The 19660-nt window shown below is 65.9% G+C and carries 22 protein-coding genes, 1 tRNA gene, 1 rRNA gene and 1 pseudogene; 14 read left to right on the top strand and 11 right to left on the bottom strand.

Annotated features, from left to right (window positions below):
* Positions 1-93 (top strand): 5S ribosomal RNA (gene rrf / locus ACNSN7_RS15315); the annotation flags it as partial.
* A gap of 144 nt (positions 94-237) precedes the next feature.
* A tRNA-Cys gene (locus ACNSN7_RS15310) sits at positions 238-313 on the top strand.
* Between the two features lie 105 nt (positions 314-418).
* On the opposite strand, the gene ACNSN7_RS15305 is transcribed toward ACNSN7_RS15310, so the two are convergent.
* A complete protein-coding gene (locus tag ACNSN7_RS15305) occupies positions 419-682 on the bottom strand; it encodes a DUF8150 family protein (RefSeq protein WP_418283168.1) in 264 nt (87 codons plus the stop codon).
* Positions 660-1262 carry a hypothetical protein gene (locus ACNSN7_RS15300; RefSeq protein WP_418283167.1) on the bottom strand — a complete coding sequence of 201 codons (603 nt, stop codon included), beginning with the start codon at positions 1260-1262 and terminating at the stop codon, positions 660-662. The genes ACNSN7_RS15305 and ACNSN7_RS15300 overlap by 23 nt, the downstream gene beginning before the upstream one ends.
* Positions 1263-1471: 209 nt before the next feature.
* Between ACNSN7_RS15300 and ACNSN7_RS15295 the strand changes: the two genes are divergently transcribed.
* The 3 genes from ACNSN7_RS15295 (at position 1472) to cobT (ending at position 3786) form a co-directional block, all read left to right on the top strand.
* The gene (locus tag ACNSN7_RS15295; RefSeq protein ID WP_418283166.1) at positions 1472-2323 is read left to right on the top strand and encodes a DUF8231 family protein; all 852 of its coding nucleotides are present in this window, start codon (positions 1472-1474) and stop codon (positions 2321-2323) included.
* Between the two features lie 60 nt (positions 2324-2383).
* Positions 2384-2593, top strand: coding sequence for a hypothetical protein (locus ACNSN7_RS15290; RefSeq protein ID WP_418283165.1), 210 nt, complete (start codon positions 2384-2386; stop codon positions 2591-2593).
* A gap of 113 nt (positions 2594-2706) precedes the next feature.
* Complete coding sequence (gene cobT / locus ACNSN7_RS15285; RefSeq protein WP_418283164.1) at positions 2707-3786, top strand: nicotinate mononucleotide-dependent phosphoribosyltransferase CobT; 1080 nt, start codon at positions 2707-2709, stop codon at positions 3784-3786.
* A gap of 8 nt (positions 3787-3794) precedes the next feature.
* On the opposite strand, the gene ACNSN7_RS15280 is transcribed toward cobT, so the two are convergent.
* A complete protein-coding gene (locus ACNSN7_RS15280) occupies positions 3795-4565 on the bottom strand; it encodes a creatininase family protein (RefSeq protein ID WP_418283163.1) in 771 nt (256 codons plus the stop codon).
* 90 nt (positions 4566-4655) lie between these two features.
* Here ACNSN7_RS15280 and ACNSN7_RS15275 point away from each other — a divergent pair, with 90 nt between their 5' ends.
* On the top strand, positions 4656-4967 hold the full coding sequence (locus ACNSN7_RS15275) for a DUF5789 family protein (RefSeq protein WP_418283162.1): 312 nt from the start codon (positions 4656-4658) through the stop codon (positions 4965-4967).
* Positions 4968-4973: 6 nt separating this feature from the next.
* Here the strand turns inward: ACNSN7_RS15275 and ACNSN7_RS15270 are convergent, their stop codons facing one another.
* Together ACNSN7_RS15270 and ACNSN7_RS15265 are read right to left on the bottom strand one after the other, a co-directional pair.
* Positions 4974-6917 carry an ABC transporter ATP-binding protein gene (locus tag ACNSN7_RS15270; RefSeq protein WP_418283161.1) on the bottom strand — a complete coding sequence of 648 codons (1944 nt, stop codon included), beginning with the start codon at positions 6915-6917 and terminating at the stop codon, positions 4974-4976.
* 68 nt (positions 6918-6985) lie between these two features.
* Positions 6986-7261 carry a DUF7538 family protein gene (locus tag ACNSN7_RS15265; RefSeq protein ID WP_418283160.1) on the bottom strand — a complete coding sequence of 92 codons (276 nt, stop codon included), beginning with the start codon at positions 7259-7261 and terminating at the stop codon, positions 6986-6988.
* A gap of 50 nt (positions 7262-7311) precedes the next feature.
* On the opposite strand from ACNSN7_RS15265, the gene rnz reads away from it, so the two are divergent.
* The gene (gene rnz / locus ACNSN7_RS15260; protein ID WP_418283159.1) at positions 7312-8244 is read left to right on the top strand and encodes a ribonuclease Z; all 933 of its coding nucleotides are present in this window, start codon (positions 7312-7314) and stop codon (positions 8242-8244) included.
* A 75-nt stretch (positions 8245-8319) separates the two neighbouring features.
* Positions 8320-8811: pseudogene (locus tag ACNSN7_RS15255) on the top strand (hypothetical protein); the annotation flags it as partial.
* 220 nt (positions 8812-9031) lie between these two features.
* Here the strand turns inward: ACNSN7_RS15255 and ACNSN7_RS15250 are convergent.
* Positions 9032-10285, bottom strand: coding sequence for an RNA-guided endonuclease InsQ/TnpB family protein (locus ACNSN7_RS15250; RefSeq protein ID WP_418283158.1), 1254 nt, complete (start codon positions 10283-10285; stop codon positions 9032-9034).
* A gap of 247 nt (positions 10286-10532) precedes the next feature.
* On the opposite strand from ACNSN7_RS15250, the gene ACNSN7_RS15245 reads away from it, so the two are divergent.
* Both ACNSN7_RS15245 and ACNSN7_RS15240 read left to right on the top strand, forming a co-directional pair.
* On the top strand, positions 10533-10952 hold the full coding sequence (locus ACNSN7_RS15245; RefSeq protein ID WP_418283157.1) for an HIT family protein: 420 nt from the start codon (positions 10533-10535) through the stop codon (positions 10950-10952).
* A 60-nt stretch (positions 10953-11012) separates the two neighbouring features.
* Positions 11013-11774, top strand: coding sequence for a ParA family protein (locus ACNSN7_RS15240; protein WP_418283156.1), 762 nt, complete (start codon positions 11013-11015; stop codon positions 11772-11774).
* A gap of 17 nt (positions 11775-11791) precedes the next feature.
* Here ACNSN7_RS15240 and ACNSN7_RS15235 read toward each other — a convergent pair whose 3' ends face one another.
* Together ACNSN7_RS15235 and ACNSN7_RS15230 are read right to left on the bottom strand one after the other, a co-directional pair.
* Positions 11792-12133: a BsuPI-related putative proteinase inhibitor gene (locus ACNSN7_RS15235; protein WP_418283155.1), complete on the bottom strand. Its 342-nt coding sequence runs from the start codon at positions 12131-12133 to the stop codon at positions 11792-11794.
* 199 nt (positions 12134-12332) lie between these two features.
* Complete coding sequence (locus tag ACNSN7_RS15230; RefSeq protein WP_418283154.1) at positions 12333-12875, bottom strand: DUF7858 family protein; 543 nt, start codon at positions 12873-12875, stop codon at positions 12333-12335.
* A 163-nt stretch (positions 12876-13038) separates the two neighbouring features.
* On the opposite strand from ACNSN7_RS15230, the gene ACNSN7_RS15225 reads away from it, so the two are divergent.
* Entirely contained in the window at positions 13039-14043 is a 1005-nt protein-coding gene (locus ACNSN7_RS15225) for a transcription initiation factor IIB (RefSeq protein ID WP_418283153.1), read from the top strand.
* A 12-nt stretch (positions 14044-14055) separates the two neighbouring features.
* Here ACNSN7_RS15225 and ACNSN7_RS15220 read toward each other — a convergent pair whose 3' ends face one another.
* Together ACNSN7_RS15220 and ACNSN7_RS15215 are read right to left on the bottom strand one after the other, a co-directional pair.
* Complete coding sequence (locus tag ACNSN7_RS15220) at positions 14056-14724, bottom strand: alpha/beta hydrolase (protein ID WP_418283152.1); 669 nt, start codon at positions 14722-14724, stop codon at positions 14056-14058.
* Between the two features lies 1 nt (position 14725).
* On the bottom strand, positions 14726-15343 hold the full coding sequence (locus tag ACNSN7_RS15215; protein ID WP_418283151.1) for a VOC family protein: 618 nt from the start codon (positions 15341-15343) through the stop codon (positions 14726-14728).
* A 129-nt stretch (positions 15344-15472) separates the two neighbouring features.
* Here ACNSN7_RS15215 and ACNSN7_RS15210 point away from each other — a divergent pair, with 129 nt between their 5' ends.
* The 3 genes from ACNSN7_RS15210 to ACNSN7_RS15200 all read left to right on the top strand — a co-directional run bounded on the left by ACNSN7_RS15210 (position 15473) and on the right by ACNSN7_RS15200 (position 19017).
* Positions 15473-16075 carry a metal-dependent hydrolase gene (locus ACNSN7_RS15210; protein ID WP_418283150.1) on the top strand — a complete coding sequence of 201 codons (603 nt, stop codon included), beginning with the start codon at positions 15473-15475 and terminating at the stop codon, positions 16073-16075.
* A 58-nt stretch (positions 16076-16133) separates the two neighbouring features.
* A complete protein-coding gene (locus ACNSN7_RS15205; RefSeq protein WP_418283149.1) occupies positions 16134-17978 on the top strand; it encodes an SLC13 family permease in 1845 nt (614 codons plus the stop codon).
* 181 nt (positions 17979-18159) lie between these two features.
* Positions 18160-19017: an ABC transporter permease gene (locus ACNSN7_RS15200; RefSeq protein ID WP_418283148.1), complete on the top strand. Its 858-nt coding sequence runs from the start codon at positions 18160-18162 to the stop codon at positions 19015-19017.
* 33 nt (positions 19018-19050) lie between these two features.
* Here the strand turns inward: ACNSN7_RS15200 and ACNSN7_RS15195 are convergent, their stop codons facing one another.
* Positions 19051-19452, bottom strand: coding sequence for a hypothetical protein (locus ACNSN7_RS15195; RefSeq protein ID WP_418283147.1), 402 nt, complete (start codon positions 19450-19452; stop codon positions 19051-19053).
* Between the last annotated feature and the right edge of the window lie 208 nt (positions 19453-19660).

Here is a 19660-nt window from a genome sequence, read left to right as displayed (position 1 = left end):
CGTACCCGTTCCGAACACGGAAGTTAAGCTCACCTGCGTTACGAGCAGTACTGGAGTGGGAGACCCTCTGGGAGCCTCGTTTCGCCGCCTCTCATTCATACGGTATCGGCCCACGAACACGCTGTCCGTGGGCCGATTTGCATTTCGAAGGGGGAACGTCGCCGGTAGCGCACGCGCGGACGATCCGCTTCCGTGTTCCGCTAGGCTTAAGCGGACGACGGCGGTACATCCGATAGCGCCAAGGTGGCAGAGTCTGGTCAGACGCAGCGGCCTGCAGAGCCGCCCAACGCCGGTTCAAATCCGGCCCTTGGCTTCTCATACGGTACTTTAAACCCAAGACGGCCACGTCTTGACAGTACCACCCGTTTCGAGACGCGACGTCCCCGATTCTTGGTAGACGCTTCGCAGGGGGAATCGGCTACTCCGAATCGGCGTCGGCTTCGTCGATCACTTCGAGGATCTCCGCCGCGACGTCTTTCACGTGTTGCTGGTGTGAAGCGGACGTCTGGACGCTTTGGGCCGCGTCAAGTTGGTCATTGACGACCGCGTTCTGCTGTGGACCCCACGTCTCGGGTGGTTCTGCGTTGATGTATTCGACCCAGCGTTTGATACGTTCGATGCGCTGCTGACGGTTACGTTCGTGCTTCACGCCGAGATGTTCACGCGCGTTTGAGTCGCTCATATTCGTCTTCGACGCCGAGTCGCGTTACCCACTCTTCGAGGTGGGGCACACTAAGAGTTCCCCCGAAAAGCGTGAACAGGTGGACTGCGTCCTCGATGTCTTTTTGCGCACCGAGGTGGAGTTTGTACGCGACCTGGAGCTCTAAGGGGCCTATCGGAACTATCTTTCCACCGATTCGGGCCGTGATCGCGTTTTCGAGGGACGCGCGGTCAAACTCGTCGCGTACGAACTTGACTTCGAGATGCGGCGTAATCTGGTCCTTCGGAGCGACCCAGATGTTGTCGCCGTTATCGAGCATCTCGTACATCGAAGTGAGCGGCATCGCTGGGCCCCAGAACCCCTCCTCGTCGAGCGTCTCCGCGAGTTCGTCCGCAGTCTCCTCGTCGATTCGTTCGATGAGGACGTCGATGTCTTCCGTAGAGCGTGCCCGACCAGCGAGGATGGAGACGTATCCCGCGACGTAGACGTGCTCGATTTCGAACTGACCGAGAATCTCGGAGAATCCGACCGCCAGGTCGTCGAGCTGATTCGGTTCACGTTCCACGACGAGTGTTCCGTTCCGCAGCTCGATCCCGCCCATAGAGGTTCGTTTGCAGGTGGGCGCATAAATTGTCGGGCGTCGATGGAATTTTCTCCCCGTCCGACGGCCACGTCGTTGAACTGTGATACGTTGGATGCGCTGCTCGCGGTTGCGTTCGTGCTTCGCGTCACGTCTTCTCGGGGGTGGATCGACCCGTCCGATAGACCTCGTTAGTAACCGTTATACGCAGGGTGACCCATGCTGGAACCATGCAACGACGCGCTGTAGCCGTGTACGTCGCGCTCTTCCTCTTAGTTGGGGCCGCGGCGGGCGCGCTCATCGCGACGGCCGAATCGCCGGAGCTCACGTTCGAAGACCCGGAGTTCGAGCTGTCCGAGAATGACACGTTCGAGGTGGATGGACAGGAGTACACCGTCGTCGCCGTCACGGAGACGGAAGCGGAGGACGACGTCGGTGACGTCGAGATCGAGCGATCCGGCCAGATCGAGTGGGAGGAGATAACCGAGCAGTCCGAGACGTGGGCCAACGAGTCCGTCGTCGAGTTCGACGGCGATGAGTGGCGGGTTCACATCGAGGGCGAGGAGCCGACCGAGTTCACGCTGGTCGAGGTCCTCGACCGAGAGGCGATCCTCGCTGACGACCCGAACGCGGGCAACGAGACGGTCGAGCGTGACGGCGAGGAGTACGTCGTGGTCTCCGATGAGGACGGCGATGACCGGCTCGTGCCGGCCGACGAGTACTTCCCGGCCCCCGAACAGCGCACGTTCGCGGTGGGTGACGAACTCGAGTACGACGGGCAGACCGTCACCGTCGACGCGGTCACCGAGGGGGAAGTGACGCTCGTCTGGGAGGGTCCAGAGGTGATGAGCCTCGACGTCGGTCAGGAGTCGGTCATCACGCTCGGTGACACGGAGTTCGTCGCGAACTTCCCGGACGGGTCGACGCTGACGCTCTCGACCGATCTCGCGGCGTACGAGGCGCAACTCGCCGAAGTCGACCGCCTCGAACAGTACGACAACGGGCTCTGGAACGTGTTGATCGTCAGCGTTCTCGGCGCGGTGCTGCTGGCGGCGGCCGCGTTCATCCCGTCGCGATACTGACCGAGACGGCCGACCGAGCGCGACCGATAACCACTAGCGTTTCTGGCGGATACGTCCGGTATGACCTCGACTTCCGAGAAGATCCGCCAGCTCGCGCCGCACTGGGCGGTGATGTTCGTCACCATGCTCGCGCTGATTACGCTCGTGGAGAGCGTCTATGGCGGGCTCGCGTTCTGGCAGTCGTTGCTGATCGTGTTGCTCGTCGCGGTCGCGTATCCGTCGGTCGTTCGCCGTCTCGGCGTCGCCCCCGACGTGTGGCGGACCGATTGATCCCGTCGTGAGCCGACGGCTGGTCACGTCGCCGCACGAACCGGTCGGGTCGGTCGCACACCTCGAACGCGCCGTCCCGGATCGCTCAAGTGTGCGTGTGCGCTCTCGGAACCATGCGATTCGTTCTGGTGACCGGTACGACGGCGACGGCGCGGATCGACGGGATAAGCGCCGCGGGGGCGTCACCAGCGCTGCTCGCCCACACGCCGGCCGCGGACGCGGAGATTCTGACGCGCGGACGACCGCGTGGGACGGGCGTCGTTCCGGTGAGCCCGACGGGCTGTCCCACGCCCGCGGTCGTCACCCGTGCGGGCCGTGAGCTGTTGGGGTTCGACGTCGACGTGATCGATGCGGGGGCGGCTCGTCCGGTCGACGTCGCCGACCACACCGTCTCGACGACCGCGGGACTCGACGTCAGGGAGCCGGTCGCCCTTCCGAGCGCCGAGAACACGATCCAGCGTGCCCGCGAGTACGGGCGGTCCCTCGACGACGATCACGTCGTACTCGCGGAGACGGTTCCCGGCGGGACGACGACCGCGATGGCGACGCTCGCCGCGCTCGGCGAGCGGACCGGCGTCTCCTCGTCGCTCCCCGACAACCCCGTCGAGCGGAAGCGCCGGGTCGTCGACGCCGCACTCGACGCGAGCGGACTCGATCCGGGCGACGGAGCGGGAGCGCCTCGGCGCGTGCTCCGCGCCGTGGGGGACCCGGCGTTGGCCGGGGTGACGGGCGTCGCGCTCGGCGTCGTCGATCGCGGTGGGCGCGTGACGCTCGCCGGAGGGACACAGATGTGTGCAGTCGCGGCGTTGGTACGCGCGTTCGGCGTCGACGCGCCCCTATCGGTCGCGACGACGTCGTTCGTGGCTCGGGACGACAGCGCCGACGTCCGGGGGCTCGCGGCCGACCTCGACGTCGACCTCGCGGTCACGGACCCGCGGTTCGATGCCGTTTCCCATCCGATGACGGACGCGTACCGTCGGGGGGAGGCGAAGGAGGGCGTCGGGATGGGCGGCGTCCTCGCGATGGCTGCCGGAACCGTTCCGGGAGCGGAGCGGGCCGTCGCTGCCGATAGCGACGTCTCCTCACTGGCGGGCGTCTCGGTCGCCGACGTCCGGGACCGGGCACTCGACGTGTACGACCGACTCCTCGCGACCGCGCCGGAGGGCCATCCCGCGGTGGCGGACGACGAGTGATTCCGCCCTCACGCCCGCACGTCTCTGTCCACGACGGCCCGCAGTAGCTCCGCGAGGGCGTCGCTCGCGCGGTCGAGCAGTTCCGCGCCGAGCACCTCGTCGCCCGCGGCGGGATCCCCGACGACGCCGTTGTCGGTGAACTCCTCGGAATCGTGTGTGAGGTTGACTCCGGACACCCACTCGCCCCATCGGTCAGCGGCACCGTCGCTCGCGTCCGCGATCCGATCCTCGCGAACGAGGTCGGGGTTCGTCGCGCGCAGCAGTGCCGTCTCTAACGGCCCGGCGTGACCCATATCGCTCGCGTGCTCGCCGACGGCCTCGAACCACGTGAACGCGACCGCGTAGCCGTCGTGGTCGTCGTCGCGGGAGTATCGTCGAGCCACCTCCGCGAGCGCCTCGACGTTACCGCCGTGGCCGTTCGCGAACACGACTCGATCGATCCCGTGTGCCGTAAGCGACGCCGCCGCCTCGCGGACGTACGCGCGGAACGTGTCGGGACTCACCCACATCGTTCCGTCGAACGCCCGGTGCTCCTCGGCGACACCGATCGGAACCGGCGGGGTTACGACCGCCTCGCCGCGCGTGACGTCGTCGGCGACTCCGTCACGAGGTTCGGCGGCGTACGCCGACGCCGCGGTCTCCGCGACGCTGACGGCGGTGAGCGTGTCGGTTCCGAGCGGCGCGTGTGGCCCGTGTTGTTCGGTGCTGCCGACGGGGACGACTGCGACGTCGACCGTGGCGTCGCGCACGTCGGTCCATGTCTGGTCCGCGAGTCGCATACGGTCGCTGTGGTCCCGGATAACGTATAGCCGGCGGTCGAGCGCTCGCCACACCCCGAACGTTAACTCCCTCGATGTCGTGGCCGACCCATGGGGAGCGAAGACACACAGGGTGAACGCGTCGACTTCGGGCCACTGCGCGAGGCGCTCAGAGAGCATCAATACCCGGTGACGCGCACCGAACTGATCGAGGTGTACGGGGGATTCGAACTGGACCTCCCGGAAGGGCCCTCACTGCTGGAGGACGTGTTGGGCCGCGTGGACCGGGAGACGTTCCGTGAGCCACACGACGTCCGGGACGCGATCCTCGACGGAGCCGCGGCCGCCGACGCGTTCAGGGGGTCACTCGACGACGTCCGCTCGGTGGCCGACGACGACGAGTGGAGCCGGAAGTCCGTTTGATCGCGGTCAGTCGCCGTCCGTCTCCGCGTCATCGACGATCCGTGCGGTCCGACGCTGTGCTCGGTCGATGAACTCCTGTGGAAGCTCGTCGATCTCTCCCGCTTGCACGCCCCATAGGTGTGCGTACAGTCCGTCGTTCCCGAGCAACTCCTCGTGGGTTCCGCGCTCGACGATCGCGCCGCCCTCCAACACGAGGATCACGTCCGCGTCCTTGATCGTCGACAGTCGATGCGCGATCGCGAACGTCGTCCTGTCGTCGGTCAGTCGATCGAGCGATCGCTGTATCAGCATCTCCGTCTCCGTGTCGACGTCGGAGGTCGCCTCGTCGAGGACCAGGATGTCCGGGTCCTTCAACATCGCCCGCGCGATGGTGATTCGTTGTCGCTGTCCGCCCGAGAGCTTCACGCCGCGCTCGCCGACCATCGTCTCGTATCCGTCCGAGAGGTTACTGATGAACTCGTGGGCCTCTGCGGCCTTCGCGGCCTCGCGGATCTCCTCGTCGGTGGCGTCGAAGGTGCCGTACGCGATGTTCTCCCGTACGGTGCCGTAAAAGAGGTACGACGACTGCCCGACGTAGCCGATGGCGCGGCGCAGGGAGGGCAACGTCACGTCGCGAACGTCCTGTCCGTCGATGGTGATGGCACCCTCGTCCACGTCGTACATCCGCAAGAGGAGCTTGAGAACGGTTGATTTCCCGGCCCCGGTCGGCCCGACGAGCGCGAGCGTGTCGCCGCCGTCGACCCGGAAGTCGATGTCGTCGATGATCGTCTCCTCGTCGTACCCGAAGCTCACGTCGTCGTACTCGACGGTTCCGCGTTCCACCGCCAGCGGTTCGGCGTCGGGCGTCTCGGCGAGCCGGTTCGGTTCGTCCATCAGCCCGAAGACGCGCGCCGCGGAGGCGCGAGCACGCTGATACATGTTGATTATCTGCCCGAACTGCGCCATCGGCCAGATGAACCGCTGCGTGTAGAGGATGAACACGACGAACATCCCGACCGAGAGGTCTCCGGTGAACGGACCTGGCGGGCCTTGGAACACCCAGAGGCCACCGACGATGAACGTGAGTACGAAGCCGACGCCGGCGAGCACCCGAAGCGCGGGGAAGAACTTGATCCGCGTCTCGATGGCGTCCCAGTTGGCGTCGAAGTAGTCCATCGAGGAGTCGTCGACCCGATCGGACTCGTACGCCTCGGTGTTCGAGGATTTGATCACCTGGATCCCGCCGAGGTTGTTCTCCAGACGGGAGTTCAGCGTTCCGACCGTCGATCGAACCTCGGCGTACTTCGGCTGGATGATCCTGATGAACAGGTACGTGACTCCGGCGATGATCGGAACCGGCAACAACGCGATCAGTGCGAGTTGCCAGTTGATCCAAAAGAGGAGGACGCCGATACCGAGCACCATCACCGCTAGCCGGAACAAGGAGTTCATCCCGTCGTTGAGAAACCGTTCGAGCCGGTTCACGTCGTTCGAGAGGATCGACATCATCTCCCCCGTCTGCTTGTCCGCAAAGAACTCCATGTTCAGTCGCTGCATCCGATCGTACGTGTCCGATCGAACGTCGTGTTGGATGTGCTGTGCGAACGCGTTGAACCCCCAGTTCCGAACCCAGTGAAACGCCGCGCCGATCCCGAACGCGCCGGCTATCACGGCGATCACGAACCAAAACTGCCCGGACTGTGTCGTCGGCAGCCACGCTGCCGGGATGAGAACGAGCGGTATCTGCTCGCTGAACGCGGCGTCCTGCCGGAATATCGCGTCGATGGCGATGCCCAACATGAGCGGCGGGAGGAGATCGAGGAGACGAGCGAAGACGCTGGCGACGATGCCGACCGTCACGGGGAACACGTAATCGCGACCGTACACGGCGAACAGCCGTTTCATCGGGTTCTCGACGCGCTCCCGTTGCTCCTCGAACGGGTCGTCGTCGTCCCAGTCGATGCTACTCATTGCGTTCGGTTCGGTCACCGTCGCAAAGAGCCTTCCTTCCGGGTCGGCGCGACCCGGCCGATGCCGACTCAGATCTCCCGCCGCTCGACTTCGGGATCGACGTCGGCCGCGGCCAGGTCCCGACGGATCCGCTTCCGGAGGGGGTTCGGGACGCTCGCGCGCGCGACCGGCGACGCCGTCGACGACCCGTCGTCGTCGGGCACCGACCAGTAGAGGACCGCGTCCGTGCCCGCGTAGTACTCCACCGCGAACCGGTCGCCGGCCCCTTCGTAGTGGACGCGTGCGGCCGCACCCTCCGCGTGCCAGCCGTCGAGCTTCACGAGTTCGGCGATCGAATCGTCCATGGACCCGATCACATCGACACCGGTTTAAAAACGCCGACCCACGCTCGGGTATGTCCCTTCGCGTCACGTTTCTCGGGACGGGCGGTGCCGTCCCGACCACCGAGCGAGCGCCGAGCGCACTGTTCGTCAATCGCGAGGGGGACCGCCTGCTGTTCGACTGCGGCGAGGGGACCCAGCGGCAGATGATGCGGTTCGGCACGGGGTTCGGCATCGACCACCTGTTCGTCTCCCACCTCCACGGCGACCACGTGCTCGGGATCCCCGGACTGATACAGACCCTCGATTTCAACGATCGCGAGGAGCGACTGACGGTCCACTGCCCGCCGAACACGCGCGATGACCTGGTGGGTCTCGTTCATGCCGTCGGACACGATCCCGCGTTCCCGGTCCGGTTCGACGTCGTCGCGCCCGGCGAGGTCGCGCTCGACGCCGACGACTACGAGGTACGAGCGTTCGAGACGGAACACCGAACGCGCTCGCAGGGATACGTGCTCACTGAGGACGACCGCCCCGGTCGGTTCGACCGCCCGAGAGCGGAGGAGCTCGGCGTCCCCGTCGGGCCGGCGTTCGGGCGGCTCCACGAGGGGGAGTCCGTCGAACTGCCGGACGGGACCGTCGTCGAACCGGAGCAGGTGGTCGGTCCCCCCCGTCCCGGTCGGAAACTCGTGTACACGGCCGACACCCGCCCGCGGGAGCGGACGGTCGAGGTCGCCGAGGACGCGGATCTGCTCGTTCACGACGCGACCTTCGCCCACGACATGGCCGATCGTGCCCGCCACACCGCCCACTCGACGGGGCGTGAGGCGGGAACCATCGCCGAGCGTGCGGGCGCAAAGCGGCTCGCGCTGATCCACATCTCATCGCGGTACACGGCCGACGCCTCGTCGATCCTCCGCGGCGCACGCGAGGCGTTCGCCGGCGATTGTTTCGTCCCCGATGACGGGTCGCTCGTCGACGTTCCGTTCCCCGAGAGCGATCGGTGAGACGCGTGGTATCTCGTCGCTTGAGACGCCGAGGGTCCTTTTTGCCCGTCGAGACCGTACGTTCAGCGAGCGCGAATGTCCGACCCAGAACTCGCCGACGGCGACCTGATCGAGGAGGACCGGATCCGAACCGTCCGTGAGCGGTTCGACCGGATCGACAGAGCGATCACCGACCGCATGAGTCGACTCGGCGTGCCGGCGCTTCGCGTCGCGCTCGGCGTCGTGTTCGTCTGGTTCGGCGGGCTGAAGGTCATCGGCGGGAGCCCGGCGGCGGAGCTCGTCGCGTCGACGGTGTACCTCGTTCCGCCGGAGCTATTCGTCCCGATACTGGGCGTCTGGGAGGTGCTCATCGGACTCTGTCTGCTGTACCGTCCCCTCATTCGAGTCGGCATCCTGCTTCTGTTCCTCCAGATGCCGGGTACGTTCCTTCCCATCGTTCTGCTCCCGGACGTCGTGTTCGCGACATTCCCGCACGGGCTCACGGTGGAGGGACAGTACATCATCAAGAACCTCGTGATCATCGGTGCCGCGCTGGTCGTCGGCGGCACGGTTCGGGAGGAGGAGGACGACGGAACGACTGGCCCCGGCGTCGAAGGATCCGAGACCGCCGCCGACGCCACCGACGCCACCGACGCCACCGACCCCGCAAGCGATCGTGACTCGGCGTCCACCGTCGAGCCAGCAACGTCCGAGGAACCGGACCGCTGAGTAAACTACCCTACCCTACTCCCTCGGCACTTTGCGCCTCGGTCCTTGAGGGTAGGGCTTTGATGTGGACTCCCGGCAATCAGTCCCCAGCAATAGGCTGGTAACTCTCGCCGTTCAACATCCCACCATTCAAACGCACGTCTACTGGTACGTCTCCGTCCCCCGACTTGGGCGAGGAACGGAGTTTGTGCTGTCGCTTCCGAGCGTACCGCACGCCGATATTCTTCGCCGCGTTGTAATCCGCGTTCACCTCATAGCCGCATTTCTGGCACTCAAAGTGTTCTCCCTGACGGTTCGCTTCGTGGGTAAAGCCACAGTTCGTCCGAGAACAGCGTTGGGACGTGTGGTTCGGCTCGACTTGCTTCACGGAGACGCCTTGTTCTGGTGCCTTGTAGGAGACGTACTCGTACAGGCGTCGGAACGCCCAAACATGGTGCCATTTCGCGTGCGGAAGCTGCTCGCGGATGTCCGTTAACTCCTCGAACGCAATTACGTCGCAGTCGTGTTGGACAGCTTCCGTGACGATCTCGTTGGCAACTGTGTGGGTGTACTGTTTTCGCCACGCTTCTTCGCGCTTTCCGAGGCGAAGAAGGGCGTTGTGCGCGGCCTGCGTGCCGCGCTGTTGCATCTCTCCACGTCGCTTCTCGAACTCACGGCACCAATGGTCGTAGTCGTCTCCCTGCCAGAAACGTCCGGTTGAGGAGACAGCAAGGCTGTTGACGCCGAGGTCGATACCAAGGACTGTTTGGTGCCCGGTATCTTCCGAAACCTCAACGCTATCTTCGCTGCCGGAATCGACCTTCCGTGTGGTAATGTGGAAGTAGAACTCGTCGGTCGCCTTATCGTATTGGAGTGTACTTGCTCGGAACTCGTATTCTTCAGACAGTACGTACTGTTCGTACGGTGTCGGGCTGTCTGCTGGGAGTTCGAACTCACAGTCGACACGTCCGTTGACGGTTGAGAGCGAGACTTTGTTCCGGTAGAACGTCGCACTCCGCTTATCGTAGACCATGCTCCACGAGGTGAACTCCGGTTGGCTCACACGCTTGCCCTGTTTCCATCGTTCAACAACGCCTTTCGTTGCTTGGACGGCGCGGCGAATCGCTTCTTGGACGAGGTTCGCAGTGAGGTCAGTTTCCTCCCGCAGCTCCGCATAGAGCGCGTCACGCGCAGTTGAGTTCGCAGTGATGCAGTTCGTGTAGGAGTCGTCGTCCCAACAGAACTCGGCAGCACGATTCGCACAGTAGAGGAACTGTCGTGCAGATTCATGGAGGTCGTCGCGCCGCTCATCGGGAACAACGAGTTTGACCGGCGCAGTTCGACGCACCTCCATATTTCAGATTACTACTTGACGGTTCTTATAAGTTTGGGGGTCAGGTAGCTACTGTCGTGTGGTTGCGTCGTCTGTTGTCGGTTTCCTCTCCGACCTACTCGCTCGCTACACTCGCTCCTTGAGGTCGGAGGCTCCACCTCGAATTATGCTGAGCTCGGACCCGTGAGATCCTTCACTGCCCGCACACGCAATCGCTCGGAACCGCAGCCGGGAAACCTTCATACGCCACGCCGTCGATCCGTCGCGTATGTCCGATGAGTGCGTCTTCTGTTCGATCATCGCCGGCGACATCCCGGCCCGAACCGTCTACGAGACCGACGACGTGCTGGCGTTTCTCGACGCCAACCCGCTCGCGCGCGGCCACACGCTCGTGATCCCGAAGGCACACGCGCGCCAGATCGGCGACCTCGCCACCGCTGACGCGAGCGCCCTCTTCGACGCGGTGACCGAACTCACCCCGCGCGTGCAGGCGGCCGTCGACGCCGACGCCGCGAACGTCGGGATCAACGACGGAGAGGCCGCGGGACAGGACGTCCCCCACGTACACGCGCACATCGTTCCGCGGTTCGACGGTGACGGCGGCGCGCCGATCCACGCCGTCGCCGGGAACCGTCCGGAGCTCTCCGAGGAGGAACTCGACGCGGTCGCCGACGCGATCGCGGAGTAGTCGGTCGTTCGCCGGTCGTCTTCACAGCGTTTACAAACCAAACCGCGGGAATCGACGAGTATGACGGCGACGACGCTCGCGCTCGTCGGGGCGACCGGCGGGGCGGGAACGACGCGAACCGCGATCGAACTGGCGGCGATGGGCGTCCGCGACGGACGCGACGTGGCGGTCGTCGACGCCGCGTTCGCCACGCAGGGCCTCTCCGAGTACGTCCCCGGTCGGATCGGCACCGATCTGACGACGCTCATCACCGATCGGACCGACGCGTCGCTGACGGCGGCGACGTACGCCGCGGACATCGGTCGCGACGTGGACACGCCGGCGCGGGCGGACCTGCTCCCGGCCCGCGCCCCCTTCGAGCGCGTGGCGCGCGCGAAAACCGTCGAGGCGGCCCGCGAGCTCGAACGCCGGATCGAGGAGGCGGCGAGCGGCTACGACGCCGTGATCGTCGACGGCTCCCCGGTCGCGTCCAACGAGTCCGTCGCTGCCGTGACCACCGCCGACCGCGTCATCGGCGTCCGCCCCGCGACGCCGCACGGTCGGGACGCGCTCCAGCGACTCCGCGGCCGGGTCGCCGACGTCGGGTCGGGAATCGACGGCACCCTCGCGGTCGCCCGCCGGGAGGAGACGGTGGAGACCGACGCGGCGACCGATGCGGACATCGTCGTACCGCCCACTGCTCCGGAGATCTCGACGGCTCCGACTGCCGTGGCGGACGACGGCGAGTACGCCCGGTCGATCGCCGAGGCGTACGAGGAGCTGTTCGGCACGTCCGTCGGCGTGAGCTTCGAGGAGGACGGGTTGATCGACCGGTTTCGCTGAATCGAGGGGAGGGTAGTTCACGGGGCGGGAACGGTGAACTCACGGACGTCGACGACGGTCGCGTCCGTCGCCTGTAGGGCCGCTCTCGCCGTATACGTCCCCGGCTTCGGTCCCTCCCAGACCGCCTCGTGCGTGAGACGCTCCCCGGCGTCGAGCGATATCGTCTTGAGCGCCTGCGTGAACAGCCTCCCGTCGCTCCAGCGCCAGACGACGTCGCCGTCCCCGCTCACCGTGACCTCGGCGATCTGACCGCTCCGGAACCGCAGATCGACCGGCTCCGTCCCCGCGTTCGTCACGGTGAACGTACACGCCACGCGCCCGTCCGTGACCGCGACCTCGAGGGCCCCATCGAGCGTCATAGGGATCCCGTTCGTCGTTCGTGCGGTTGAACCCTCCGGCCGGTGTCGCACACTCGCGGGTGAGTCGGGTGAGGCGCGCGACGAACACGCCGTGGACGGCTCCGTCGGCACGTCCTGTGGGCGGCTACGAGCTTCGAGGAGAACGGTTTGACCGACCGACTTCGACGGACGGACGTTCGCGGCGAAACGTCGGCGGAAGCTACCGGACGTCGTCCCGACGACCCAGCGCGTCGCCCAGCGCCCCGGAGCCGAGGTCGGCCGAGCCGGCATCGCCGAGCCCGCCGCCGAGCGGTGCGGATCCCGCGACCGCGGCGTCGACCGCCTCCGCGACGTCGGGGATCGGGTCGTGCGTCTCGACGTACGTCGCCAGCGCGAAGTCGGCGTCGTCGCCACCGGTGAGCTCGACCGCCTCGCTGCGGGCCAGCCGCCCGTCCAGCCAGTCACGGACGACGCCCCGTCGCGTCGGTGCGAGCGGACACACGCCGGCGACACCACACCGGTGTAGCGTCTTCGCGGCCGTCATCGGCGCGACGCTCGCCTCGCGTGCCACGTCGCCGATCGGCCGGCCGGCGGTGTACTCGTCGACCAGCGTCGCGGTCGCTTCCGGCGTACACGGAAGCTCGTCCGCGTGCTCGCGGAGCCGCTCGGCGAGCGGCATGTCGGTGTCGTCCGCGACGGCGACGTCCCGGTCCTGCTGACGGGCCGTCACCTCGAGTCCGTCCGCGATCTCGGACAGTGTCATGTCATCGACTGGTCGGCGATCGGTGTTAAAACCACCGTACTGCAACGGGATCGATAGCACAAACACCAACCGATAACCGGTCGGTTCTCACCGGTCGAGAACCCCGATCACCCCGCGATCCACCCGGGTTTAAGTAAGGCATCGGGCCCGAGGATCACGTGTGATGAGTGAGGCACGCTCGACTCGCGCTCGGTCGCACGGAACTCGAACCACTCGCGCCGCCAACGCCGGAGACGGAGCCACGCGAACGCGGACGGAGCGCGGAGACGTCGGAGTCGACGCCACGGACGCCGACGCCGTCGACGCCCGATCGACCGAGGAGTGTCCCGAGTGTGGCGGCCGCACGCGGGTCGACGAGACGGAGCGCGTGTGTGCGGACTGCGGGCTCGTCGTGGAGGCGGACCGGATCGACCACGGTCCGGAGTGGCGCTCGTTCGCGGACGACGACACGAACCCGGAGCGGACGGGCGCACCGCTGACGCGTTCTCGCCACGACCGCGGGCTCTCGACGGAGATCGGTCGATCGACGAAGGTGAAGGGGCGCAAGCGCCGCCGCCTCGCCCGGATGCGCACCCAGCACAACCGCGCGCGTATCTCCTCGAAGCGCGACCGCAACAAGGTGTACGCGTACACGGAGATCCGTCGTCTCACGGGCGTACTGGAGCTCCCGGACAGCATCCGCGACACGGCCTGTTCGCTGTTCGACTCCGCGCAGTCGGAGAGCCTGCTTCGCGGCCGGTCCCTGGAGGGGTTTGCGGCCGCCTGCGTGTACGTTGCCTGTCGGACCGCGGACGTTCCCCGGTCCGTCGAGGAGGTGTGTGCGGACGCGAAAGCGACCGAGGACGAACACGCCGCCGCCTTCGACGCGATGAACCGCGAGCTCGGGCTCCCGATCGGTCCGACCGCGCCCGCCGAGTACATCCCCCGGTTCGCCTCCGAACTCGACTGTGGGACCGCCGTCGAGCGCCGGGCGACCGAACTGGGTGACCGCGCGGTCGAGGAGGGGATCGCCAACGGTCGCAACCCCGTCGGCGTCGCCGCCGCGTGTCTGTACACTGCCGCACGTCAACTGGACGCCGACTGCACCCAAGCGGCGGTCGCGGACGTCGCCGACGTCACCCCGGTGACCGTCCGCCGGACGTACGTCGACCTGACCGAGGACGAGTGAGGCCGTCGACCGTCAGCGTCGATCCGCGACCATTCCGGAGACGAACTCGATCTCGTCGTCGTTGATCCCGTGGCCCATCCCCTCGTATATTCGGGTCGTGACGTCGCCGTCGAGCGCCGTCAGTACCTCATCCGTCTCGTGGACGCGCTCCTCGGGAATGTGCGGGTCGACGTCGCTACACCCGAGGAACGCCGGCGTCCCGTCGAGCGACGCACCGTCGGCCGCGTCGAGGTAGTCGTCGACGTCGATCGACTCGCCGATCAGCCCCCCGCTCAACACGGCGAGCCCGCCGTATCTGGTCGGGTTTCGTGCGACGAACTCGCTGGCGAGACACGCCCCCTGTGAGAATCCCGCGAGGAGCACCCGGTCTGTCGGAATCCCGGCGTCGACCGCGGTCTCGACCGCGTTCCCGACCGCACGGAGCCCGGAGCTCCGTCCGGGCTCGTTCGTCTCGACCGGCTGCAGGAAGGAGTTCGGATACCACGTGTTCGCGGCCGCCTGCGGCGCGAGCAGCGCGACGCCCTCACCGGCTATCTGCCCGCCGAACCCGAGGATGCTCCGCGCGGTCGCACCCCGTCCGTGAACGAGGACGACCGCCGCGTCGGCGTCGGCGAGGTCGGCTCCGCCCGTCACGAGCGGTTCCTCGCCGTGGGGGTCCTCGCCCGCGTGTGAACCGGTCACGTCAGTTCACCCCGGTCCCCGCGCTCGCGTCGGGGAGGTCGTGTTTCACGACGTCGATACCGAGCTCCGCTAACGCCCCCTCCATGTGGCGGTCCTGTGCGAAGTCCGCGCCGTCCTCCTCGCGGAGCCGCTGTGCGGTCGCGAGCACCTCGCCTTTCCGCCCGTCCGGGATCTCGTATTTGTCCGCGGAGAGCTCGATGACGAGTCCGTTGTTGTCCTGCGTGTAGATGGAGTGGAATATCCCGCGGTCGAACACGTTGTAGCCGCGACCGGCGTCCTCCAACGCCGCCATGATCTCCTCGTACTCGTCAGGGTCGACGCTGAAACACAGGTGGTGGACCGCGCCCACCCCCGGGCGCTGACCGCGGGCGGACGGGCGGTCGTCGCTCACGAAGACGGTCAGGATGCGATCGTCGCCGGTGTCGAAAAAGAGGTGGGTCTGTGAGGGGTCGTCGAGGTTCGGCTGGCGTAAGACGAGCGGCATCCCGAGCAGGTCTCGGTAGAAGGCGATCGTGTCCTCGGCGTTGCTCCCCCACACCGTGACGTGGTCGGTGCCGGTCGTGTGGAACGGTGCGTCCGGAGGCTCCGTCGTCACCGGAGCGAGGTCGTCGTTGCTCATACCCCTACTGGGAGCCGCGGTCGGATAAAGGCCGGAGGGATCGACGGGTGACCCGCTGACACGGGTGTTATCGGTTCCGCCGGCCGTCCCGTCCTGACGCTTATGCGCGATGAGCGCCTTCGTCCCGGTATGATGCTCCCGACGCACGCGCTCGTCGGGCTGGCGGTGGCGACGCCCGTCGCGGTCGTGGTCCCCGACCTCGCCACGCCGGTCCTCGCCGGGGCCCTCCTCGGCGGCGTGTTCCCCGACTTCGACGTCGTCGCCACCCACCGCCGCACGCTCCACTACCCGACCGGGTACATGCTCGCGTCGATCCCGGCCGTCGCCCTCGCGCTCGTGGTCGGAACGCCGGGGATCGTCGCGGTCGCCAGCCTCCTCGTTGCGGCCGCGGTCCACTGTCGGATGGACCGATACGGCGGGAGCCACGAGTTCCGGCCCTGGGAACGGAAATCTGACAGGGCGGTGTACGACCACGTCAAAGGACGGTGGCTCCGGGCGAAACGCTGGACGCGGTACGACGGCGCACCGGAGGACCTGCTGGTCGCGTCCGTCGCCGGGGGCGTCGCGCTGCTCGCGCTCTCCGGGTCGTTCCGGACGATCACGGCGATCACGCTCGGCGTCGCCGTCGTGTACACCGCGTTTAGGCGACGTCTCTCCGATCTGGCCGGGATGATGGTCGGTCGATTTCGCGCGGCGACCGAACTGCTCCGGATCGGTTGCGGTCGACGGTAGCACGGGTCACGGAACGCTCCGACGTAACATCCATTACGGGGAGCCGAGTTGACGACGTATGGCTCTCCTCGGACTGTCGACGGGTGCGGTCGTGGTCTTTCTGCTGATCGGTGTGGCGCTTCTGCTGTTCGTCAGCGAGGTGATCCCGAACGACGTGACGGCGATCGGCGTCATCGCGGCGCTCGTCGTCCTCGAACCGTGGACCGGCGTCGACGGTCGAGGGGCGATATCCGGGTTCGCGAACCCCGCGACGCTCACCATCGTCGCGATGTACATGCTGAGCGCGGGGATACAGGCGACCGGGCTCGTTCAGCGGCTCGGTATGTACCTGGCCGACTTCACCGCCGGAAGGGAGTTCCGGGCGCTGGTCGCGACCGTCTGTACCACCGGTCCGATCGCGGGATTCATCAACAACACGCCGGTCGTCGCCGTCTTCGTGCCGATGATCACGGACCTCGCCGAGCAGTCGGGGATCAGCCCGTCGAAACTCCTCTTACCGTTGTCGTACGCGGCGATCCTCGGCGGCACGCTCACGCTGATCGGCACGTCCACGAACATCCTCGCGAGCGACTTCGCCCGCCTGTTGATCCCGGGCAGGGACGGGATCGGGATGTTCGAGTTCACGGGTGTCGGGATCGTGATACTCGTCGTCGGGCTCGTGTACCTGCTGACGATCGGACGACGGCTCGTCCCCGCACGGATTCCGGTGGACAGCGACGCGGTTCGCGAGTTCGATCTGGCGGATCATCTCGCCGTGATGCGCGTCCGAGCGTCGTCGACCGCGATCGGCGAGCCCGTCGAGGCGTTCGACGAGGCACACCCCGAGATCCGGATCCTGCAACTCCGGCGCGGCGAGGACGCGTTCAGTGCGCCCCACACCGACCGGGTCATCGAGGAGGATGACGAACTCGTCGTTCACGGCACGCTCCAGGCGGTAAATCGGTTCCGGGAGGCGACCGCGCTCGGACAGGTCCTCCGCAGCGACGTGACCGAGGAGACGTTCGAGGAGGCTCCGACCGACGACGTCCTCGCGAAGGCCGTCGTCCCGGATGATTCGCGGTACGTCGGCGAGACGGTCGCGGAGACCGGTCTGGGCGAGTTCCATCGAACGACCGTGCTCGCGGTTCGTCGCGGGGACGAACTCATCCGTCGGGACCTCTCCGAGCGGACGATCCGACCGGGGGACCTCCTGTTGGTCCGAACGACGCCGGCGTCGATCCGCTATTTCACCGACACGGGCGTGCTGATCATCGCCGACGAGACGGCGTACGACCGGATCGCCGAGGCCGACGTCGCCGAGATCGCGCCGCTCTCGTCGAAGACGCCGATGATGGTCGCGATCATGGCCGGGGTGATCGGTGTCGCCGCGCTCGATCTCCTCCCCATCGTGATCGCGGCGCTCGCGGGCGTGTTCACGATGATCGTGACGGGCTGTCTGCGCTCCGCGGACGCGTACGACGCCGTCTCGTGGAACGTGATCTTCCTGCTTGCCGGCGTGATACCGCTCGGACTCGCCATGGAGGAGACGGGCGGGGCGGCGGCCCTCTCGGAACTGCTCGTCGCGACCGGAGCGGTGTTGCCGATGATCGCGGTCCTCCTCCTCTTTTATCTGGTCACCGGACTGCTCGCGAACGTCATCACGCCGGTCGCGACGGTCGTGTTGATGATCCCGGTCGCCGTCGACGCCGCCGTTCGGCTCGGGGCCAACGAGTTCACGTTCCTGCTCGCGGTGATGTTCGCGGCCGCGACGTCCTTTATGACTCCCGTCGGCTACCAGACGAACCTGATGGTGTACGGTCCCGGCGGCTACGAGTTCGCGGACTTCCTCCGAGTCGGCGCACCGCTGCAGTTCCTCCTGGCCGTCGTGACCACCGCCACGATCTGGGCGGTGTGGGGACTGTGACCGGCGACCGTCGTGGTCCCTCGCGGTTCGCCTTTTGCCGATATCTATCTTAATATGTATAGGTGTATTAGGAACGGAGTTATCCATCCGTGCGCTAGATCATCTTCCGAAGGAATGATATTGGGTAAGAAGACGAACATAGCCGTACGATCGTCCGGAACGAGACTGTGGCACGGACGACATGAGTAACCAGGGTACTTCGGCGGGTTCCGGTGTCAGCGGATCGGCTGACGCTCGGGCGACCGGTCTCTCCGTCCCGCGATGGCTCGGCGAGCAGGCGGCCGTCCTGGCGTCGGTTCTCCTCGTCGCCGTCGTGTGGCACGTCGCAGCGGTCTCAACGCCGGCGTACGTGTTCCCGACGGCTCCCGAACTGGCGGCCGCGTTCGTGGCGGCGTTCGGGTCGAACGCGGAGTTCGCACCCGTCGAGAACTACGGGATCACGCTGTTGCGCGTGGCGTTCGCGAGCGTGCTCTGTCTCGTCGTCGGTGTCGCGCTCGGAATCGTGATGGGAACCAACGAGCGAGCCGACGAATACCTGTACGTGTACGTCCTCGCGACGTTCGCTTTTCCCTCCGTGATCTGGGCGTTCCTCGCGGTGATCTGGTTCGGATTCACCACGTGGTTCGTCGCGGTGTTCACCGTGTTCATGATCGTCGCCCCGTACGTGGCGATCACGGTCAAGGAGGGTATCGAGGACCTCGACCCGGACCTGACGCGGATGGCGCGCTCGTTCGACGCATCCGCGTTCATGATCTGGCAGCGGATATACATTCCACACCTCTATCCACACATCTTCGCAAGCACCCGACTGACCGTAACGCTCGCGTGGAAGATCACGCTCATCGCCGAGATATTCGGCACCGAAACGGGCCTCGGCGGGATAATTAACTACTACTTCCAGGCGAACCAGAACCACATGATAATCGCATGGGTGCTCCCGATGATGGCGTTCATGTTCCTCGTCGATAGGGGGCTCCGCCGGATCGAGACCGAGCGGTTCTCCTGGCGGACGGATGCCGAACCGCCGCGGGCCGCGTAGTCGGAGCGCTCCTGAGTAAACCGCCTTCAAGACTCAGTTCGCCCGCACGATGATCGCCTGTGGGGACTCCGGATCAAATAGAATATCTGCCCTCGCTGCAGGCGCTCCGCCACCACCTTCGACAGGCCACGCGAACTGCCAATTCCTCCACCCATCTCTCTCATCGACAGAGACGCTTAATCCTCCTGGGACGCCGTCAAAAGGGATTGTGTCGCCGGCTGTCTCCGCTTCGACCTCGACCTCTTCAACGTGGAAGAAGTTAATTTCGCTTTCCCCAATCCGGATACGAAATGTTCTGGCACTTTCGGAGTAATTGTATGCGCGGATCGAATACTCTTGGTCGTCATCCGATCCCAATCCAAGCGACGTACATCCAGCGATCGCCGCGCCAATGGCTGCGCCACTCCCGCAGAGGAATTGCCTTCGTGAGTCCATGTGTTGTCAAATCCATATTTATTAGTAAAACTAGGCTCTGTTGAAATCCTCAGAGATTGATAGGTACAGGTTGCTGAATATAGAGGTTCGGCCTTGTTTAGACGGTTGATTCCGATCAGTCTGAGAGCTCTGTCACTCGGATTGCCGTACTCGTCTCTCCGTAGAAGTACCACATTTTCTAGGAACTGAAGCGGGACGGATTGGGTGT

The organism is Halorubrum rarum (assembly GCF_048380895.1).
In the GTDB taxonomy this organism is placed as follows: Archaea; Halobacteriota; Halobacteria; order Halobacteriales; family Haloferacaceae; genus Halorubrum.
The sequence above is the reverse complement of the archived record's forward strand: the minus strand, read 5'-3'. Positions and strand labels throughout refer to the sequence as shown.